We start from the raw sequence: 19,074 nt of genomic DNA, 5'->3' as shown, positions 1-19,074 counted from the left end.
CTCTTCGCTCAGCCGTTCCGCACCACGATGGCCGGGCAATCCACGCTGTGCAACAGCGCCGCACTGGTGGAGCCGAGCAGCATGCCGGTGAATCCGCCACGGCCGTGGCTGCCCACCACCAGCAGTTGCGCATGCTCCGATTCGTCGAGCAGGGCGCGAACCGGCCTGTCGCGCTTCAGCATCCGGCGCACCGGCACATCCGGAAATTGCTCACCGAAGCCGGCCACTCGTTCGGCGAGGACCTCGGCCTCCTGCTCCTGGATCATGCCCCACCCCGGCAGCGGCGTATCCAGGGCACTGACGTCACTCCAGGTGTGCAGTGCGGTGAGCCCGACCTTGCGGCGCGACGCCTCCTCGAAGGCCAGCACGAGGGCGGGCATGCTGTTGTCGGAGCCGTCCACACCGACCAGCACCGGCTTCTCCGCCGTCAGCACATCCGTGGCAGCGGTGTTGTGCACCAGCGCAACCGGGCAGTGCGCGTGCCGTGTGACCGCGGTGCTCACCGAACCCAGCAGTTCACGCCGAAACGCGCCGAGCCCTCGACTGCCGACCACGAGTACGCGTGCTCGCCGCGAGAGGTCGATCAGGTAGGGAATGATGGAGTCGAAGGTGACCTCGGTGGTGATATCCAGCTCCCCACCGGGAGCAGCGGCCCGTGCCGCCCGCGCAGCCTCGAGGACCACGCGCTCACCGTCGGTGCGCAGGATCCGCACATCGTCGTCGGACAGCACCACCCCCGGCGCGAATCCCGTTGTCACCGCGATCGAAGTGACGATCAGCAGCGGTGCGCCGTGCAGGCCGGCGTCCACCGCCGCCCAGGCCGCCGCCTGATAGGCGATGGCCGAACCGTCGACGGCGACCACGATCGGCGGATTCACCAGGGTGTCCGGTCTGACAGAGTTCTCAGTCATCTTGTACTCCTTGGTATTCGATTCGTAGCGCTCTTCCGGCGGAGCAGGCAGACGCCCGCGCACCGAGCCGGGTCGAGCCACACCCGCATCGCGGAACCGGCAACCTGTCCTCAGTATTGCGCCGACGATTCGGAGCGAGCAGGGAACAAGGTCACCGAAAGGCGGGTCCAGCGGCACCACGGCCGCGTTCAGCGGACTCCCGGCGGCAGTCCCGGTGCATCCGGGCGTACCAGGCGGTCGAAGTCACCCGCGCTGCCGGATGGCAGCAGCGCGTCGAGATCCACCCGCAGCGCGGCGGTTTCGGTATCCCGGGTCGCTCGGGCATGAGGCGCTATCGCCACCGTGCCCAGCGGGCCACGCAGCGCACGGCGCCAATACCAGGCCGCCGCGGGAATGGGGGCCGCAGTGAAGATGAACCGCAGGCCCGCAGGCGATACGGTGATACCGGAATTGCCCAGTGCCGTGAAGCCGTCGCGCACCGCTCGCACCATCGTCCGGAGGGCCTCGCGGCTGCCCGTCAGGTGTTCGATCGAGTACCCGGCTCGCTCCAGCGCCGCGCAGATCGCCACCACGAAGACCGCGTGCGTCGCGAGCCACCCGTCCATGTCATCGACGACCGAGATCGCGCATCCGGCGTCCGAGAATGCCTGCACCACAGTGCTTTCCCCGCCGTCTTTGCGCTCGATGGTGGTCGGCTGCTGCCTGATGCGCGCATACCTGACAGCGCCGTCCGCCGCCAGATATCCGCCGACCCCGGGGAACGCACCCACGATCCGGCTCGCACCGAACTGCTCCCGCAAGGGTCCGAGGCCGAGGGGGCTGTTGAACATCGGCACCAGGACCGCGCTGTCGATGCGATCGAGGAGACCGAGCACACCGTCGCGCTGATCCCGGCGCACCGCGATCAGCGCCAGATCGTAGGCCTCCGAATCGATCTCCTCGATTATCCGCACCGGCCGGGTGCGTGTGCGCACTCCGTCGGTGATCGTGATGCCCTCGCGCGCAAGCTGTTCCGCTGTCGATCCGCGCGCGAGCATCGTGACCTCGTGCCCCGCCTCCGCGAGCAGACACGCGTGCACTCGCCCGATGACACCGGCGCCGACAACGAGAATCCTCACAACAGGCATTCCCCATACTGGCGCTTCGGGCCGCATGCCGGATCACTTATGCGGCAGCTGACCAACAATGCCTCCCGTCGGGGTCTTTCGGCACTGTCGTGGCCGTTCAGCAGCGACGAGGCTGAGTTTCGAACACGATCCGACAAGGAGCTGTCATGCATGCGATGGTCTATCACGGCCCCGGGACAAGCGCCTGGCAAGAGGCGCCCGACCCGACGATCCACGAGGCGACCGATGTCATCGTCCGCGTGGACACCGTCACGATCTGCGGGACCGATCTGCACATCCTGAAAGGCGACGTACCCGAGGTGACGCCGGGACGGATACTCGGGCACGAAGCCGTCGGCACCGTGACCGAAATCGGAAGCGCGGTAAGGACTCTCCGAGTCGGAGATCGAGTGCTGGTCTCCTGCATCTCGTCCTGCGGAACCTGCCGGTTCTGCCGCGAAAGCCGCTACGGCCAATGTCTGGGAGGCGGCGGCTGGATTCTCGGGCATCTGATCGACGGCACGCAGGCCGAACTGGTGCGGGTTCCCTTCGCCGATACCTCCACCCACCGAATTCCGGACGGCCTCAGCGACGAACGCATACTGATGCTCGCCGATATCCTGCCCACCAGCTATGAGGTCGGAGTGCGCAACGGCCGAGTCGGACCCGGAGACGTCGTCGCCATCATCGGCGCCGGCCCGATCGGATTGGCCGCGGTCATGACGTCCAAGCTCTACAGTCCGAGCCATATCGTCGTGATCGATATCGTCGACAGCCGTCTGGACGCCGCGCACAAGCTCGGCGCCGACACCGTGATCAACAGCCGCACCACCGATGCGAGCGCCGCGATCGCCGCACTCACCGATGGCCTCGGCGCCGATGTCGTCATGGAGGCCGTGGGCACGCCGGAGACCTTCGAACTCGCGGTAGAGCTGGTGCGGGCGGGCGGACACGTCGCGAATATCGGCGTGCACGGCGCCCCGGCCACCCTCCACCTGGAGAAGATATGGATCCGGGACCTGACCATCACCACGGGATTGGTCGACACCTCCACCACACCCACCCTCATCCGGCTCCTGGAGGGCTGGCAACTCGACCCGACAGCCCTGGTCACCCACCGCTTCGGCTTCGACGAATTCCCCGCCGCCTACGACGTATTCGCACGAGCCGGGGAAACCGGCGCACTCAAGGTCGTGATCGCCAGGACGTGAACCGCGCCGACGACCCGGGAAACTGTCCTGGGGCGGCGGTGAATTCGGCACCATGCGGACCGACTTCGACAAGTGGCAAGCCGATATCAAGGCCCAGCACGCGGAACGAACCACCGATGGCGGCAAGCATACTGGTCCGACCAGCAAGAACTGATCAAACCTTCATGATATCGACACTGCGGCAACCGATCTCGGAGCACTGGAGCCTCCCCCCGCAGTTAGTACCCGCAAACCTCGACAGCGCCGGCCGACTGGCCCGCGCTGTAGCGCAGCCGAACGTCAGAGGCTAGGGCACCAGCACTGCCGCGCCGGTGAAGCGGCCGTGTGCGAGGTCCTTGAGCGCTCTGTCTGCGGCGGCGAGCGGGTACGGGTGGACGGTTACTTCCAGGTGGTGTGCTCCGGCGAATGCCAGGAAGTCGCGGGCGTCGTCCCGGGTGTTGGCGGTGACCGAGCGGATCTCCTTCTCCTGGAAGAGGTGTCGCTGATAGTTCAGGGCCGGGATATCGCTGAGGTGGATTCCGGCGATGGAGAGAATTCCACCGCGGTCGAGGGATTCCAGTGCGGGGAGCACGAGGTCACCGACCGGTGCGAAGAGAATCGCGGCGTCGAGCGCTACCGGTGGCGGGTCGGCGGCGCCCTGGGCGGAGCTCGCACCCAGCGTCAGCGCGAGTGCCTGTGCGGCTGAATCCCGTGTCATCACATGGATTTCCGCGCCGCGGGCGAGAGCGACCTGTGCGGCGAGATGTGCGCTGCCACCGAAGCCGTAGATGCCCAGGCGTCCTCCTATCGGAAGGGAGGTGCGTTCGAGGGCCCGGTAACCGATGATTCCCGCGCACAGCAGCGGTGCGAGTTCGGCGTCGCTGTATCCGCTCGGCAGTCTGTAAGCGAAATCAGCTGGGGCCGTGGTGTATTCGGCATAGCCGCCGTCGGCGTCCCAACCGGTGTAGCGCGACTGCGGGCACAGGTTCTCCGCGCCGCGCAGACAGTATCGGCAGCGCCCGCAGGTATGCCGCAGCCATGCGATCCCCACCCGATCCCCCACACCGAATTCCCCGGTGTGCTCCGGCCCGAGGGCGACGACCTCCCCCACCACTTCGTGCCCCGGCACCACCCCGGCCCGGTGTACCGGCAGATCCCCCTCCGTGACATGCAGATCCGTCCTGCACACCCCGCAGGCCAGCACCCGCACCAGCAGTTCACCGGCCTGCGGCTCCGGAACCTCCACCTCCGTGAACCGCATCGGTCCGTGATCGATCGGCCCAGGTCGTTCGACACGCCACGCATGCATCCCTCGAGCCTAGTTCAGTGCACCTCGCGCATCCGGGAGTCGGATTCTTCGGTTTTTCGGGGCGGATCAGCGATGGTCCAGGGGAATCAGAGTGAGGGCCAGTCGGGGGCACAGTGCCACCGCATCGCGGGCGGCGGCGCTGTGCCGGGCTGCGATCGTGGTGTCGCGCGGGTGACTGCGGAGAAGCGGGTAACCCCAGTCGTCGCGGTCGAGGATTTCGGGAAGCAGTTCGGTGCACAGTCCGCGCCCATCACATCGGGTCCAGTCGATGTGCAGTCGCGAGACGTCACCGCTGGGTCGGATGCGGGTCATCGCGGGCTCCTGATGGCGGTGGCGGCGAATGCCGCCTGACAGGCGCCGCGCGCATGCAGCGGCAGGTCATCGGCGAAGACGGTGAGTGCGGAACGGACGATGCGAGCCGTGCCGTCGGGGTGATGGCAGGATCCGCGGCCGTCGACGAGCCGAGCCAGCCGCACGATCTCGGCGGGTTCGCCGTGGTGCCCGTACGCCACCTCGTTCAGCGCGGCGGCGAGTTGTGGGAGTCCGTTGCGGCACGGTCCGCACTGGCCCGCGCTCTGCTCGGCCAGGTAGGTGGTGATGTCGGCGCTCGCGCGCAGACCGCACGCGGTCAGCGGGAGCACGCGAACGAGTCCGGCGCCGGGCGAGGCATGCCATGGGCGCAGCGCGGCGCTCGACAGGGCTGCCTGCCGCAGTGCCGTGCCCGGAATCCAGGTGCCGTGATAGCCGCCGATCAGCACGGCACGCACGGTGGCGGGATCCGTATGACCGCTGCGGGTGATCAGGTCGAGCAGGGTGGTGCCGAGGGGTACCTCCACGACGCCGGTCACCGCGGTGTGGGAGAGAGTGGCGAGCATGGTGCCGGGTTCCTCGGGCGTGCCGAGGCTGCGAAACCAGCGTGGTCCGTAGCGGGCGATCAGGGCTACCTGCGCGAGGGTTTCGACATTGTGCACCAGCGTCGGCCGGCCACGTAACCCTTTCTGCGACAGGCTCACTCGTTGATCGCCCGGTAGAGCGGGCCGCCCGGCGATGCGGTTCACGACGGCGGACTTCTCACCCGCGAGGAAGGTGTCCGGAGCTGCGGTGAGTTCGATGCGGGGACCGCGGTATCCGGCGGCAAGACGTTCGGACAGGGCCTGGCGCACCGGCCCGAGCGCCGACTCCGTGGCATAGAGATGACACTCCCGTGCGCCGATCGCTTGAGCGACAACAGTGAGGCCGTCGAGCACCAGATGCGGGGCATGGGCGAGGAGCACCGCATCCTTGCGGCTTTCGGGTTCCCCCTCGGCGCCATTGGCGATGACGATCGGCCTGCCGTCCGCAGCGGCGGCCGCCATCTTGCGGGCGACGGGAAAACCCGCGCCACCACGACCGCGCAATCCGGCGGCGGCGACCATATCGATGAGCCCCGCGGGAGCGGCCGCGAGCGGACCATGACCTGCGATGTGCGCGACCAATTCCGGCCCGGCGGCGGCCAGCAGGCGACGCGCGCCCGCAGGCGGAGCGGGTTTGACGACATCCGGCTCGGCGGCAATTGTGTTGCGGTGGAGGTTCATCGGAGGCTCCTCTCGCGCGCCAGCCCGAATTCGGCGAAGTCCCGGCTGATCCGCCAGGCCATCGCCGCGACCACGCCGAGGGTGCACGCCGCGGCGACCGCGAGCATCCACAGTCGTCCCGAGTCCGTCCCCGCACCGAGTGCGTGGATCAGCGCGACCGGCCAGAAAACATAAGCGGCCCAGTGGATCACACGAAAGGCATTCGGCCCGATGCGATGGCGCAGCAGTGCGGAGACCACGATCGCGGCGAGCAGGTCGACGGCGACGGTGCCCAGTCCCACCCACAGCGGGCGGTAGTCCCCCGCGAAGGGCACCAGGGTATCGAGCAGGCGCAGTTGGGAATACGGATCCGCGAGCAGGCTGACCACATGGACGGCGATCAACGCGGTCGCGATCAGCGCTGCGCCACGGTGCAATTCGGCAAGTCCCAGGCGCGGTAGCAGCAGCGTGCGCCCGGAACGGGAGCCGATCCCGGTGATCACCGCGACCGTCAGCATGATGAGGGCGGTGATTCCGCTCCCCCGGCCGAACGCCCAGAGCGCCTGGTCCAGACCTGTCTGCCCCATCACCTACTCCCCCTCCGGTCCGGCGGGCCAGTTGCCCAGCATGCTGATCCGGCGGTCGCGATCGACCACTCGGGCGGGTAGTCCCGATCGGCGAAGGCGGCCGAGCGCGTCTCGTCCTCGAACAATGCTTGCGGTACTCGCCGCATTGGCCACCAGGCATGATCCGGCGGCGACGGAGACGGTGCGCCACACCGGATCTGCCGCGACCCCGGTGCGTGGATCGACGATGTGGTGCACGAGCCGGTCGCCGTGGAACCACTGCCGGCGCAGGGTGCTGGAGGTGGCCACGGCCGCACCGCCCGGCAGTCGGATCCGGCAACTCGGTTCGGCGGGGCCGTCGCTCACCTCGATCTGCCATCCGTTCTCCGGTGCGGGTCCGGCGGTGGCGATATCACCGCCGAGAGCGACCAGCACTCCGCAACCGAATTCACGCGCGACCAGTGCGGCGCATCGGTCGGCGGCAAAAGCCTTTGCCGTCGCGCCGAGGTCGAGCAGGGTGCCGTCGGGAACGGTCACGGTTCCCTCTGTGAGGACGATCGTCGACCAATCGGCACGCCGGATTACCGTAAACTGCACGGGCGCAGCTGTTTCCGAGATATCGGCTCCGGCGATCAGCGGGTAGTCACGGTCGTAGCCCAGGCCGACCAGCACCGCACCGACGGTCGGGTCGACGTCGCCGCCCGTGGCCTCCGCCACCGCGAGCGCGGCGCGCAGATACTCGGCGAAGAGCGAACTGATCTCGACGGCCCGGCCGCGGTGACCGGTGAGCCGGCTGATCTCGGAGTCGCCGCGAAACCGGTTGCACGCCCGGTCGACTGCGTCCAGATGTGCACAGACCAGGCCGAAGGCCGGGTCCAGTACGTCAGGATCGGTGACCACCAGCCTGGCCGTGGTGCTCCACAGAGGCCAGTCCACGGCCGCGACCGGCCGATCCTCGCCGGTGCGGACCGCAGGGCGCGGCGACCTCACGAGCCGCTCGATCGCGCGTGGGAACGGCCCGCTCCCGGCTGAATCTGCGGAGCCGCGCCACTGCTGGCTCCACTGTCGGTACCAGGTGAATCCGTTTGTCCCGCTGCGGAACCCGTTCCGGAGGCAGGAGCCGATGCATGAGAAGTATCGGTATCGAAGTAGGCGGTCACCGACGCGCCGAGGGTGCTCGCGACGCCGAATGCCAGCAGCACCCCGGTAGCGGTGCGGCCGGATTGCGATAACGCCATGGGGGCCCCGTTCGTCGTAGCGCTGACCACCATCGTGCGCATCGACTCTTGGAACGGTCTGGGAATTAGCCCTGCGAACGCTCCGAGTGGAACGTTCGCAGGCGATTCATGGCGCGGCCGCCGGTGAAACCCGACGTCGCAGCAATCAGACCGCGGTGAAGTACTCGATCTTCGGTGCGCCCGCCAGCAGCGGAGCCATCAGTTTGCCGGCGGCACGGAAATGGTCGGACCGGCCGTGCGCCTCGACGGCCGCGTCATCGGAATACAGCTCGAAGAACCGGTAGTTCTCGGCATCGGTGCGCGAGCGCACGAGCTGGTAGGTCAGGTTTCCGGGCTCATTGGCCTTGATCTGCTGGATGAGATCGGCAACGACGGACTCGAACTCCGCGCCCGCACCGGGCTTGACGGTGACCTCGGCGATGACTGCGATCATATTGTCTCTCCTTTTTCGTGTGACGGTACCTGCTCATGCCGGGAGGTAGTGCCCTCCGGTTGCCCAGTGCTCGGCGACGATGGCGCCGTCGAGCAGGTCGGTGATGTGCTGCGGTGTACGTCCGAGTTCCGCGAGGATCTCGCAGGTGTGCTGGCCCGGGAACGGGGCGGGGCGCAATGATCGGCGGGGGGTGAAATCGCTGCGGACCCAACTGGCGACGGGAACCCAGTAGCGCAATCCGCTGGGATGTTCTACCAATTCCACTCGCCCCGAGGCGCTTTCACTCGATGCAGCGTCCGATTTCGCGGGCATGGGGTTGTGTGCGGCGGCCAGCGCTTCCTGCCGCATCATGCGCCCGGTGACGACCGAATGCGCGGCCCACTCCTGCTGTAGCGCATAGCGAACGGCCTCGGCCACGGTGTACCGGGCGATCCGCGCGGACAGATCGCCTGGTACCTCTGCGCCCGGCTGTCGCGCACCCGCGCTCACGAACAGCCACCCGTCACGCGCTCGGTAGATCTGATCGGCCGGTCCGGTGCCGCGCGCGTCGAGCCCGCTGGGTTCGGTTCCGTCGCCGTTCAGGAACGGCAGTTGAGACCAGGTCGCCATGCGGGCCAGTGACGTTCGCGCGCTGATGTCGTACCCGCCTCGGCTGCGGGCGACGAGCCCGAGGATCGCCGCGAACGCACCGGAGTATCCGGTGAAATAGTCTATGCAGGAAGCCAATCCATGCAACGCCGGAGTACGTTCCCCGCCGTAGCGGGTCATGATGCCGGTCGCCGCCTGCAGTGTCGGGTCGTAGCCGGGCAGTACGTCCGAGACCCCCGGATTCGGTCCGCCGTGGGCCGTCATCGCCACCGTGATCACTCGGCGGTCGATGTGGTGAGCGCTGTCCGGATCGAACCCGAGCCGGTCGCCTGGTGGGGCAGACAGTTGTGGGTCAGCACATCCGCGCGCGCGATCACCTCGCGCAGCACCCTCTGACCGGCGTCGGTGGCGAGGTCGACAGCAATGCTGCGCTTGCCCGGATTGACCTCGAGGCCGAAGTGCAGGGTCTGGCGCGGCCCCATCTTCGGCGCCGGGGGCACGAGCTGGATCACATCGGCACCGAGTTCGGCGAGAGTCCTGGCGCAGGACGGTCCGGCGATCACGTTCGACAGATCCAGCACGGTGACGCCGTCCAGCCAACCGCTCGCGGGCCGGGCGCCGGCAACAACGGGACCGAAGGTGCGCACATGCGGCCAAGTGCCCGTGGCGGTTTCAGGTTCGGCGAGACCGGCGGCGGTCACATCCACCTGCCGCCCCGGTTCGACGCGATCGCCGGTCCGCCGCACGATTCCGGTCCCGAGGGCGAGTGCGTGCTCGATCCATTCGGCGGTGCTGCGCTGCACCGCGGCGGGCACACCCGCCGCGGTGAGCCGCTGCTCCCATTCCTCGGCGGGCAGTCGGCGAAAGGCGCGCGCCAAGGCCGAACGCAGCGATAACCATCGCGGAGAGGCCCCGCGATAGGCATTGATATTGGTCGATGTGGGCGGCACATCCAGGCAATCGCCCTGGACGAATCCGAGATCCGCGGCTTTGCCCGCCACACCGGTCACGGCGAGCAATCCGGCGACGTGCTTCTCATTGTCCATGGCGCAGACGAACACGCTGCGGCCGTCGGCGCAGCGATAGTTGGCGAACAGGGGCGGCGAAAATCGGTTCGTCAGTTCACCGAGCCACGCTGTGCTGCCGGACAATCCGTGACCGAGCCTGCCTCGGGTGAGGACAGCGGGCAGGCGTAATGCGGCCGCCGCCTCCAGCAGCTTCTGCGGCGCGGGCGGCATGTTGTAGCGATCGGGTTGATCCTCGACCCGGTACACCAGACCCGCCGCCGCCGACATGGCCGCGTCCAGCAGCGGCACCTCGATCCGATCGCCGTGGCCGTGCGCGAGGCGCGCGAACAGGGCCGCCGTGATCGCGATCGCGCCGTGCACCCCGGCGTAGACCGACGGCAGCGGCAGCGGCGTATAGGTCGGCGGGGCATCGAATATCGCACCCGGCAACGACAGATCGCTGTAGAAACCACAGGCCGCCGAGATCACGCCCTCCCAGCCCGGCATCGCACTGCGCTCGTCGTGGCGGGAGAACCCCGGCAGGGACAGATAGATCACGCCGGGATTCGCCGCCGCCACCCGCGCGTATCCGAACCCGAGGCGGTCCATCACCCCCGGCCTGAAGTTCTCGATCACCACATCGGCGTCCTCGACGAGCACCCGCACCCGCGCGGCCGCCTCGGCATCGCGGAGATCGGCAACCCGAACGCTCTTGCCGCGCTGCAGGATTGCCGACGTCGCGGGATCGCAACCGCTACCACTCGGCGGCTGCACGACGATCACGTCCGCGCCCTGATCGGCCAGAAAAACACCGGCAAGCGGGCCCGCGAGATAGTGCCCGAATTCGACCACGCGCAACCCGCTCAACGCGGCATTGTGCCGATCCTTCGACCTGTCGGGCAAACCCACAGCGGCGCTCCTCACCGAGACAACCTACTTGCAAGTAAGTTAGCCCGGCGGCGCCCAACCAGCAAGGTCGGCACACCCGCGCGCTGAAACCGCGCACGAGCCAACGCTGTTCGCGGCCGAGGTATCTCGAAACGCCTTAATCGTTCGCGGCGATAGACACGGCGGGGATGTGGTCGGCATCGGCCGGCGGTCCCAGTACCTCGACAACGGAGTACCACTATGCACAAGACCGTCCCCTTCCGCGTTCCGAACGCTCGCGCCCCGCGCGATAGGCGAATCGCGGTGGCAGTTCTCGGCACTCTCACCGCTGCGGTAGTGATCACCGGCTGCTCGACGACGTCGACGACGACGGGCCAGCCGTCGTCGACGGCATCAACCGTGGTCACCGCGCCCAGCTCCAGTGCCCCTTCACCGTCGGGTAATGGCCCTGGCACGTCACAGCCGGGAGGCGACGACGGAAATCCGCCCCCGGTGTCGCCCGGCTCGCCGGAATCTCCTGCGCCGCAACCCACTACATCGGCGCCCGCGCAACCCGGCTCGAGTTCGCACCCGCCGTCCGGGACACCGTTCGGCGGCGAAGGGCTCAGCGCCCAGCAGATCACCGATTTGCAGAAGGCGGTCGACGGCGGGCACCAGCCGTGGCGGCTGGACCGGATTCAGGTCGCGAAGACGTTCGTGCTGGGCCAATTCGGCTGGTCCGATGTACAGACGAGTGGTGACGCGCCCAATATCGTGTTCGTCACAAACAGTGACGGCAGCAAAGTCGGGCTGAACCTCTCTCAGCCGGCAACTCAAGGCTCCCAGGGGATCTGGGTCGTGCAAAGCGGGATGTGGAGCCGCGCGGGGTGAGGACTGCGCGAGCCGACTCCGAGGCGGGTCAGCCGTACGTCATGACGCGTCGGTGAACGCGCCGTCGGTGAGCACCGGAACAACCTTGCTGGCATCGATTTCGGTCGCGACCGCCACATCGTCGGCGAATCCGATTCCCGCCAGCTCACGACCGGAGGCACACTCGGCAATGAGGGCGGGGACATCCTCGATGCCGTCGTAGCAGACCTTCGCCACCCACGCCTCCGGCGACAAGGGACCGGCGCCGTTCTCGACCAGGGCCGCGAGCAGAGCCGCCGCGCCGAGCCAGTCCTCGATCGCCGGTCGCAGCGCATCCCGGCCCTGCCAGTGTTCGCCGGCCGCGATCACCGCGATGGGGTATTCCTCAGTCCCCCAGCCCCGCTTCACAATCCAGCGCGCGACCGCGGACACATTGCGCAGTGCGGCCGCGATCACCGGCACCCCGGTCACCGCGGCCGAAATCGCAGACCCGTTCGGCGACGGCAGCACCAGGCGTGCCGGGGCGGGCGCACGCCGCAGGGCGGCGGGCGATAATGACCATGGCTGCTGCGCGGATACCGCGGTGCGCCCGACCGCGAGCTCCGCGGCCTGCCGGGCGGCGAACTCGGCGGCCGTGCCGTCGCGCCACGGATACGGCAGCACCTTCGTCCCGGCCTCGACGGCAACCGATACCGATGTGGTGAACGAGAGCACATCGATCACCACCACCGCCGCGCTGCCCGGCCCGAGCGCCAGCGCGCCCGGCAAACCCCAGTCGAATCGCACTCCCCACGAATTCTGCTTCGCCCACTCAGGAATCTCCCGCATATCCACTCCCCACGAACCATCAGCCGACATTCAGCCGACCAGTCTGACAGATCTGGCTTCGGTTCACCCAATAGCGTTGTGACACAGCGGCCATCGCGCTCCTGGACATGCCGCCGGCTCGGCCCAACCCCGGGACAATTCGCACCGAGTCGATCGAATCCAGGGCGCGCATCCCCTGGCTACGCCTCAGGTGTGAAGTCCGGGGCGGAGATTCGGCGGGTGTTGGCCACCAGGATGTCGGTGGTCCGGTGAATCCAGTCGGTGATGGCGTGCAGCTCGGCCAGGGTGTATCGGGTGGCCAATTCCGTCATATCCGCACCGAAGGGGATGAAGATGGAGGCGAGGACGGCGTCGGCTCGCTCATTGGGGATCAGTTCGACCAGGACCTTGCGCCGGTCGTGCGAGTCTCGGGTGCGCCGGGCGTAACCGGCCTTCTCCAGGCGGTCCACCAAACCGGTGACCGCCCCCGTGGTCAGCCCGGTGTGCTCGGCGATCGCGCCCGCGGTGACCGGGCCGAGGCGCTGCAGGGTGTCCATGCATTTGCGCTCGATCGCGCTGAGACCGAGCAGCTTTCCGGTGGCGGCATGGAAATTCACCATGGCGGAAGCGAATTCGCGGCCGAGCAGGGTCGAGTCCCCGGGTTGGTCCGAGGTCACCTCTTGCGTCATGTCCACAACATACCTTAGCCTCTAACTGTCTTAGTATCTAAGATATTTCTTATCTGAGAGATTTCATAGAACTGGGGGAAGTTCGATGCACGGTTCAACCGGGAGTCATCCCACGCCCGACATCGACAAGCGCAAGAAGGCCCTGTGGTTCGCCCTGATGCTGGCGAATACGGCCGTCGATCTACTCCTCCCGACGGTCATCTTCGTACTGCTCGCCCCGACCGGCCTCCCACCGCAGATCCGGCTGTCCATCGGCGGCACACTCCTGGGCGCGAAGGCGATCGGCGGACGGATCGAGACCGGTGAATTCCGCTGGCGCTTGGTGGTTTTCACAGCGGTCGCATCGAATACTGCGCTCATCGGCTGCTACCTGGCCGGGGCAGGGAGTACGGCCAGCATGGTGGCGGGCGCGGTGGTCGCCGCGCTGATCGTCATCGGCGATATGGCGCGAACACGGTTGCGGCGCACTGCGACACATCGGATCGACAGCTTCGCGGTCTTGGTACTGGCGGAGGTCATCGTCGGCGTGGTGCTGACGTCGATCAGCGGCGACGCACGTTTTGTCCTGGCCCGGACCTCGCTGTATATCGCCATTGCCGGGATCGTGGTGCTGGCCAGCGCCTGGACGGATCATCCGTATATGCGTGACGCGCTCAAACCCGTTGCCGCCAAAGGTGATCCCCTGCGCGCCGCAGGGTTCGATCGAATCTGGTCCAAGGACCCCGGTTTCCGCCGGATCTACCAGTTCGTCACCGCAACCCTGGGCCTGGTCCTGCTCACGGACGCGGTACTGCGGGTCCTCGTGATCTACAGCTACCCGCCCGACCAGGCCGGCAAATCGTCACTGCTGTCCGGGCTGCCCCTGTTCGCGCTGATCGCACTGTGGTTCCTCCCCAATCGCACCCTCCTCATCCCCCGCGCCCGCCGCCTGCTCGATGCGGAGATGGCAGAGCAGACGAAAGTCGCAGTGGCATAGCGGGAGTCGCTGTCCGGCAATACGATCACGCGTGTGAGTGCACCCGAAATGGTCCTGCAGTACATCGATGCGACCAAATGGCCGGTGGTCGGCCTGACGGTCACCTTCCTGCTGCGCGGATCGATCGTCGACCTGATCGGGCGCGTGCAGTCCGCCAGATTGCAGGCCGGCGGGGTGTCCGCCGAACTCGAGGCCCGCGCCGCCCGCACCGCCGGTGCCATCGGCGCGGTGGCCGATACCCCCGTCGTCCTGCCCGCACCGGTCCCGGGCGCCCAACCCATGCCACCGGCAGCGCTGACCGCACGCCTCGGCGGCGAGACGGAAGCCTTCCCCGCACGGTACTTCGCGGGCTACGCGGGCAATATGCGCAACCACCCCGGTCTGTTCGTCGCGCTGACTCTGACCGAGGGCCCGGATCAGCGCCGCCGCACCGAAATCGAGAAGGGCGTGCACGAATTACGGGTGCTGGCGAGTATGGATGTGCGGGACGAGATCACGACGAACCAGCCCGCGCTCCAGCTCGCGGTATGGGCCGAACGACTGATCCAGCGCGTGATCGAGGTCTATCCCGAACGCACGTATCTGGGTCCGATCGTCTGGCCCGGCACGCCCGCGGGGCTCGCCGTCGGCTTTCGCAGCCTGGATCTGCTGAAGGCCGCCGCTGCCGCCGACCCGGGCGCGGTAACCCCCACCACGGTGCGCTCCTACGCGGACGGTGTCCGTAGTTTCGCGGGCCAGTACGCCGATTATGTGGACGCGATGTTCCGCGCGGCCGATTGGTGCCGGGCCGCGCACGCGTCCGCCGATTCGAAGCCCGCGGATTCGGTGACCAGCAGCAACTGAGTCGTTCCCGTATCGAAGTCGCGCATCGGGCGATACTGCTCGCGTGACCGGCTCTGAGAATGATGCGAACGACGACCAGGTACCCGCATGGGCCCGGCGGACTACGGGAGAATCACGATGGTGGGCCACCAGCGCACTGGTGGGAATGCTGGTGCTGCAGTACTTCCTGCCCCAGGAGTTCACGCCGGGACCGCGCTGGCTGGTGCCGGGCATCGGGCTGGTGCTTGTCATCGTGCTCATCGCGGCCCGCTCGTTTCGTATCGATCGGGAGGAGATGTGGCTCCGCAGACTCGGTCTGAGCCTGATGGCGCTGCTGGCATTCTCGATGGTGTGGTCGGTCTACCACCTCGTGAAGGGCCTGATCGACGGCGTGGTCAGCGATAATGCCGCCGGGCTGCTGACCTCCGGCGGCGCGGTCTGGCTGTCGAATGTGCTGGTATTCGGGCTCTGGTACTGGGAACTCGACCGCGGCGGGCCCGCGGCCCGGGCACATGCCCGCAAGCCGTACCCGGACTTCCTGTTCGTCCAGATGCAGAATCCGAACCTGGCGGATCCGGACTGGGAGCCGAATTTCCTGGACTACCTGTATCTGTCGTTCACCAATGCGACCGCCTTCAGCCCCACCGATGTGATGCCGATGACGCGCTGGGCCAAGACGACCATGATGGTGCAGTCTGCGATCTCACTGATCACCGTCAGCCTGGTCATCGCCCGCGCGGTGAATGTGCTGAAGTGAGAAGCGAATTCGGCCCGGCTACCGGTTGATCCACATGTCCAGGACCACCATCACCACGGCGATCAGCACCAGCACCACCGCGATCGTCATCGACTGACCGATGGTCATGCAGATACCGGCGGCTAGGAAAAGACTCAGTACCGGAGCCCAGACGAAGTAATCGGGCGCACCCAGCGCCCGCTTCTTCGCCACCGCGCCACCGCGCGGATTCCCGCCACTTACGCCTCGGTCACGTTCCGACCGACCACCATTGACCCTGTCCACCTGCGACACAATACATTTCATCCGCAGTTGGCGGGCACCGAGGGTTCGCAGGTCCTGGACATGCGATCACCAGGAACCGGTGGCGGCGAACCGCGAGTATGGGCCGCCACCAGCTCCTGGTCGAGGAATCAGCGGCGGCGCAGGAGTACGCCGCGGACGTAGGCGGCCTGGCCGGAGTGCTGGATATCGTCGTCGATCACGCTGACCAGGCGAACGGCCAGGGTTACCGGCGGATTCCAGCGGGTGTCGACAACGCGCGGGAGGTCGGCGTCCACCAGGCCGGAGACGTAGTCGATGGTCTGCGCGTGCACGGCGTCGTAGTACCCGGTCAGCAGATCGGCGGAGATCCCGGTCACCTGGGCCACCTCGGCGGCAGCGTGGCCGTATCCGGTTGCGGTGTCATCGAATGCGAGGTCGAAGCGTTTGGCCCAGTCCTGGGTCAGCCAGACCTGCTCCAGGCCCGCCACATCGGCAATGTGATCGTCCTGGACGCGGGTCAGATGCCAGACCAGCCAGGCGATGGAATTGCCGCCCTCGTCCAGCTGCGCCGACAATTCCGCCTCGGTCAGGCCCTCGACCGCCCCGTGCACGTTCTCCTTGATCCGGCCGAAGGCATCGATCAGCAAATCAGCACTCGTCATGCCGACATACAAGCACACGGCGGGCAGGCGTATTCCCGCCCGCCGCACCGATATCGGTGGTCGGGCCGGTGGTTACGCGTTCACGCGGTGAATCGTTCGGCGAGCCATCCGGTCAGTTCGTCCCGGTCGTGGTTCAGGGTGGCGAAGTGCGCGCCCAGATTGCTCGGATCGGGGTCGGGGATGACCACCTCACCCGCCTTGTAGCGGTCATAGCGCGGCAGGTTCGCCGGATTGGTGACCTCCAGTTCCTCGACGAGCACATCCACACCTGGGATGACGATCGGCACTCCGCCGATGGTGAATTCCGTGGCCTCGGCCTTCACCCGCTGATCGTCGGCGGACTGCGAAATGCGAATGGGCACATCGATTTCCACATTCGGATTCATCAGGGCCAATTGCGCCTCGAAATTCAGCTGATCGGGATTGGGCTTACCCGGATACGGATTCAGAATCGTCGATCGGAATTGCTCTGTGCCCAGCAGCCCGCCCCAGGAATCCGGTTCGCTCAGACCGGCCCGGCACCTGGTGAGCACATCCGGCCAGACCGCCTTCGCCTTGACCGACAGCACATTCTCGACGTCGATGCTCTCGTCACCGGCAATCGCGCCCGACAGGAACAGCGCGGTGAAGGCGAATCCGCCGCCGGCATTGGTCGGAACCAGTGCGCCCGCACGGACAATGGCCTTCGGATGATTGGCCGGGGCGATCGCCGCGACCCCGACCAGCCCGTCGACCCGATCCTTGGCGTAGTGCGCGGAGAACAGCGCCGCCTGCCCGCCCTGCGAATGGCCGACGATCGCGTACTCATCGGAGACGACACCGGGAAACAACCGGCGCGCCGTCTGCACGATATCGAGCACCCCGTAGGCCTCGGATTCCCCGAGCAGATAGGGATGACGCCGTCCCGTCACACCCAGGCCCTCGTAATCGGTCATGGCCACGGCCCAGCCCTGATCGAGGAAATTGTTCAGCAGCGGCTGCGGGTATTTGTTCATATGGTGCGCACCGGATTCGGCGGTATCGCGGGACGGCGCGCATTGCGGGCACACCCCCACGGTGCCGTGCGCCCAGGTGATCAGCGGATACCCGGCATCGGTGCGCGGCGGATCGTTCGGCAGGGCGATGATGCCCGATACCGCGATCACTTCGCCGGTGACGCTCTGCGAACGGTAGAGCACCAGCCAGTTCCGGCCATGTGCCAGTTCGGCTTCCGGATTGTCGAGCGGCCGCAGATAGATAGCGTCACCGACCGCGCCGCCGGACAGATCCGGCGGAGGATCGTAGAAAGCGTCCCCCTCGGGGGCGGATGGTCCGTCGAATATCGGATCGCCGTTCACAGCGGTTCCTTCCCGCAGCTCAGGCCGACCGGGCGGTATCCGGGCGGGGCGGTCGCGGCGGCAAGGCACAGCAGCCGGGAACGCAGGGTGCGCCGTTGGGGGTGCACCCCAGGCTCGTCATCTCGCTGAGCTTGCGGGGCTGGGTACCGGCCAGGTGCTCCTCGACCAGATCGACGACCATATGCGCGAATCGGGAATCACCGCCCGGCGTGGCCGCACGGGCGAAGGCCATGCCCAACTCGGCCGCGCGCTGCTTGGCCTCGTTGTCGAGGTCCCAGATCACCTCGAGATGATCGGAGACGAAACCCACGGGACAGATCACGACCGCATCCACTCCCCGTGCGGCGAGCGCATCGAGGTGATCGACGATATCGGGTTCCAGCCACGGCACCTGCGGCGGACCGGAACGGGACTGCCAGACCACGTCGTACTCGTCGAAACCCGTTGCGGCAGCGCATAGTCGGGCCGCCTCGGCGACCTGGCGGCTGTAGAGCCGCTGCTCCCCCGGCGGACCGGCGGCCATATCGGCCGATACCGGGATCGAGTGCGCGGTGAAGACCAGCCGGGCGCGATCACGGCGATCCTCGGGCAGCGCGGAGACCGCCGCGCGAATGCCGTCGGTAATGGCGTCGATGAACAGCGGATGATCGAAATACTGGCGCAGCTTGACCAATTCGGGGGCATTCGCGACATCGGCGCGGGCACGAGCGATGTCCTCGTGGTACTGCAGACAGCCCGAGTAGCCACCCCAGGCGGAGGTGGGAAACACCAGCGCGGAACGGATTCCGTCCACGCGCATGCCCTCGACGGTGTCCTCGACCATGGGGTGCCAATTGCGATTGCCGAAGTACACCGGCAGATCGATTCCGCGCGAGGCGAATTCGGCCTCGACCGATTTGATGATGTCGAGATTGAGCGCATTGATCGGCGACACCCCACCGAAGTGCAGATAGTGCTCCGCGACTTCGGCCAGGCGCTCCGGAGGTACACCCCGGCCCCGAGTGACGTTCTCCAGGAACGGCATCACGTCTTCGGGGCGCTCGGGACCGCCGAAGGACAGCAGTAGCAGCGCATCCACTTTTTCAGTAGCGGGCTCCGCGGCGCGAGCGCCGAGGTCATGCACTGCCACGACCTACTCCTTCG

19 protein-coding genes and 1 pseudogene are annotated in these 19,074 nt (G+C 67.3%); 5 read left to right on the top strand and 15 right to left on the bottom strand.

The annotated features are described in order from the left end of the window. Window positions 1-8: 8 nt before the first annotated feature. On the bottom strand, window positions 9-911 hold the full coding sequence (locus OG326_RS20850; RefSeq protein ID WP_327138766.1) for a universal stress protein: 903 nt from the start codon (window positions 909-911) through the stop codon (window positions 9-11). Window positions 912-1,099: 188 nt separating this feature from the next. Next, window positions 1,100-2,029: a ketopantoate reductase family protein gene (locus OG326_RS20845; protein WP_327138765.1), complete on the bottom strand. Its 930-nt coding sequence runs from the start codon at window positions 2,027-2,029 to the stop codon at window positions 1,100-1,102. Between the two features lie 155 nt (window positions 2,030-2,184). Between OG326_RS20845 and OG326_RS20840 the strand changes: the two genes are divergently transcribed. Then, the gene (locus tag OG326_RS20840; RefSeq protein WP_327138764.1) at window positions 2,185-3,228 is read left to right on the top strand and encodes a zinc-dependent alcohol dehydrogenase family protein; all 1,044 of its coding nucleotides are present in this window, start codon (window positions 2,185-2,187) and stop codon (window positions 3,226-3,228) included. 286 nt (window positions 3,229-3,514) lie between these two features. On the opposite strand, the gene OG326_RS20835 is transcribed toward OG326_RS20840, so the two are convergent. The 7 genes and pseudogenes from OG326_RS20835 to OG326_RS20805 form a co-directional block, all read right to left on the bottom strand. After that, entirely contained in the window at window positions 3,515-4,516 is a 1,002-nt protein-coding gene (locus OG326_RS20835; RefSeq protein ID WP_327138763.1) for a zinc-binding alcohol dehydrogenase family protein, read from the bottom strand. A 66-nt stretch (window positions 4,517-4,582) separates the two neighbouring features. Next, window positions 4,583-4,828 carry a ferredoxin gene (locus OG326_RS20830; RefSeq protein ID WP_327138762.1) on the bottom strand — a complete coding sequence of 82 codons (246 nt, stop codon included), beginning with the start codon at window positions 4,826-4,828 and terminating at the stop codon, window positions 4,583-4,585. Continuing rightward, on the bottom strand, window positions 4,825-6,090 hold the full coding sequence (locus OG326_RS20825; RefSeq protein ID WP_327138761.1) for an NADH-ubiquinone oxidoreductase-F iron-sulfur binding region domain-containing protein: 1,266 nt from the start codon (window positions 6,088-6,090) through the stop codon (window positions 4,825-4,827). Before OG326_RS20825 ends, OG326_RS20830 begins: the two co-directional genes overlap by 4 nt. Beyond that, window positions 6,087-6,656, bottom strand: coding sequence for a ferric reductase-like transmembrane domain-containing protein (locus OG326_RS20820; protein ID WP_327138760.1), 570 nt, complete (start codon window positions 6,654-6,656; stop codon window positions 6,087-6,089). The genes OG326_RS20825 and OG326_RS20820 overlap by 4 nt, the downstream gene beginning before the upstream one ends. Before the next feature lie 3 nt (window positions 6,657-6,659). Beyond that, complete coding sequence (locus OG326_RS20815; RefSeq protein WP_327138759.1) at window positions 6,660-7,625, bottom strand: FAD:protein FMN transferase; 966 nt, start codon at window positions 7,623-7,625, stop codon at window positions 6,660-6,662. 393 nt (window positions 7,626-8,018) lie between these two features. Further along, window positions 8,019-8,306, bottom strand: coding sequence for a putative quinol monooxygenase (locus OG326_RS20810; RefSeq protein ID WP_327138758.1), 288 nt, complete (start codon window positions 8,304-8,306; stop codon window positions 8,019-8,021). Window positions 8,307-8,339: 33 nt separating this feature from the next. Further along, window positions 8,340-10,810, bottom strand: a pseudogene (locus OG326_RS20805) (CoA transferase). Between the two features lie 219 nt (window positions 10,811-11,029). Between OG326_RS20805 and OG326_RS20800 the strand changes: the two are divergent. Then, complete coding sequence (locus OG326_RS20800; RefSeq protein ID WP_327138757.1) at window positions 11,030-11,659, top strand: hypothetical protein; 630 nt, start codon at window positions 11,030-11,032, stop codon at window positions 11,657-11,659. 39 nt (window positions 11,660-11,698) lie between these two features. Here the strand turns inward: OG326_RS20800 and OG326_RS20795 are convergent, their stop codons facing one another. Both OG326_RS20795 and OG326_RS20790 read right to left on the bottom strand, forming a co-directional pair. Beyond that, on the bottom strand, window positions 11,699-12,466 hold the full coding sequence (locus OG326_RS20795; protein WP_327138756.1) for a 2-phosphosulfolactate phosphatase: 768 nt from the start codon (window positions 12,464-12,466) through the stop codon (window positions 11,699-11,701). A gap of 179 nt (window positions 12,467-12,645) precedes the next feature. Next, a complete protein-coding gene (locus OG326_RS20790) occupies window positions 12,646-13,134 on the bottom strand; it encodes a MarR family winged helix-turn-helix transcriptional regulator (RefSeq protein WP_327138755.1) in 489 nt (162 codons plus the stop codon). 85 nt (window positions 13,135-13,219) lie between these two features. Between OG326_RS20790 and OG326_RS20785 the strand changes: the two genes are divergently transcribed. From OG326_RS20785 to OG326_RS20775, 3 genes are read left to right on the top strand one after another with little or no spacing between them, the layout of a single operon-like run. Beyond that, a complete protein-coding gene (locus tag OG326_RS20785; RefSeq protein ID WP_327138754.1) occupies window positions 13,220-14,110 on the top strand; it encodes a VC0807 family protein in 891 nt (296 codons plus the stop codon). 33 nt (window positions 14,111-14,143) lie between these two features. Next, window positions 14,144-14,953 (top strand): hypothetical protein, encoded by an 810-nt coding sequence (locus tag OG326_RS20780; protein WP_327138753.1) that lies wholly within the window; start codon window positions 14,144-14,146, stop codon window positions 14,951-14,953. A 43-nt stretch (window positions 14,954-14,996) separates the two neighbouring features. Beyond that, entirely contained in the window at window positions 14,997-15,689 is a 693-nt protein-coding gene (locus tag OG326_RS20775) for a hypothetical protein (protein ID WP_327138752.1), read from the top strand. 18 nt (window positions 15,690-15,707) lie between these two features. Here OG326_RS20775 and OG326_RS20770 read toward each other — a convergent pair whose 3' ends face one another. From OG326_RS20770 to OG326_RS20755, 4 genes are all read right to left on the bottom strand, one after another. Beyond that, entirely contained in the window at window positions 15,708-15,953 is a 246-nt protein-coding gene (locus OG326_RS20770; protein ID WP_327138751.1) for a hypothetical protein, read from the bottom strand. A 128-nt stretch (window positions 15,954-16,081) separates the two neighbouring features. Beyond that, window positions 16,082-16,594: a mycothiol transferase gene (locus OG326_RS20765; protein ID WP_327138750.1), complete on the bottom strand. Its 513-nt coding sequence runs from the start codon at window positions 16,592-16,594 to the stop codon at window positions 16,082-16,084. Window positions 16,595-16,674: 80 nt separating this feature from the next. Continuing rightward, window positions 16,675-17,931 (bottom strand): alpha/beta hydrolase family protein, encoded by a 1,257-nt coding sequence (locus tag OG326_RS20760; RefSeq protein ID WP_327138749.1) that lies wholly within the window; start codon window positions 17,929-17,931, stop codon window positions 16,675-16,677. A 19-nt stretch (window positions 17,932-17,950) separates the two neighbouring features. Continuing rightward, complete coding sequence (locus OG326_RS20755; RefSeq protein WP_442790813.1) at window positions 17,951-19,060, bottom strand: ferrochelatase; 1,110 nt, start codon at window positions 19,058-19,060, stop codon at window positions 17,951-17,953. Window positions 19,061-19,074: the final 14 nt, after the last annotated feature.

Origin of the sequence: Nocardia sp. NBC_01327, assembly GCF_035958815.1 — a bacterium.
In the GTDB taxonomy this organism is placed as follows: domain Bacteria; phylum Actinomycetota; class Actinomycetes; order Mycobacteriales; family Mycobacteriaceae; genus Nocardia.
The sequence above is the reverse complement of the archived record's forward strand: the minus strand, read 5'-3'. Positions and strand labels throughout refer to the sequence as shown.

Coding starts and splice junctions, on each gene's coding strand:
- OG326_RS20785 (WP_327138754.1), top strand. CDS start 13,220: ATGCACGGTTCAACCGGGAGTCATCCCACGCCCGACATCGACAAGCGC.
- OG326_RS20840 (WP_327138764.1), top strand. CDS start 2,185: ATGCATGCGATGGTCTATCACGGCCCCGGGACAAGCGCCTGGCAAGAG.
- OG326_RS20850 (WP_327138766.1), bottom strand. CDS start 911: ATGACTGAGAACTCTGTCAGACCGGACACCCTGGTGAATCCGCCGATC.
- OG326_RS20820 (WP_327138760.1), bottom strand. CDS start 6,656: ATGGGGCAGACAGGTCTGGACCAGGCGCTCTGGGCGTTCGGCCGGGGG.
- OG326_RS20795 (WP_327138756.1), bottom strand. CDS start 12,466: ATGCGGGAGATTCCTGAGTGGGCGAAGCAGAATTCGTGGGGAGTGCGA.
- OG326_RS20765 (WP_327138750.1), bottom strand. CDS start 16,594: ATGACGAGTGCTGATTTGCTGATCGATGCCTTCGGCCGGATCAAGGAG.
- OG326_RS20835 (WP_327138763.1), bottom strand. CDS start 4,516: ATGCATGCGTGGCGTGTCGAACGACCTGGGCCGATCGATCACGGACCG.
- OG326_RS20800 (WP_327138757.1), top strand. CDS start 11,030: ATGCACAAGACCGTCCCCTTCCGCGTTCCGAACGCTCGCGCCCCGCGC.
- OG326_RS20825 (WP_327138761.1), bottom strand. CDS start 6,090: ATGAACCTCCACCGCAACACAATTGCCGCCGAGCCGGATGTCGTCAAA.
- OG326_RS20810 (WP_327138758.1), bottom strand. CDS start 8,306: ATGATCGCAGTCATCGCCGAGGTCACCGTCAAGCCCGGTGCGGGCGCG.
- OG326_RS20790 (WP_327138755.1), bottom strand. CDS start 13,134: ATGACGCAAGAGGTGACCTCGGACCAACCCGGGGACTCGACCCTGCTC.
- OG326_RS20830 (WP_327138762.1), bottom strand. CDS start 4,828: ATGACCCGCATCCGACCCAGCGGTGACGTCTCGCGACTGCACATCGAC.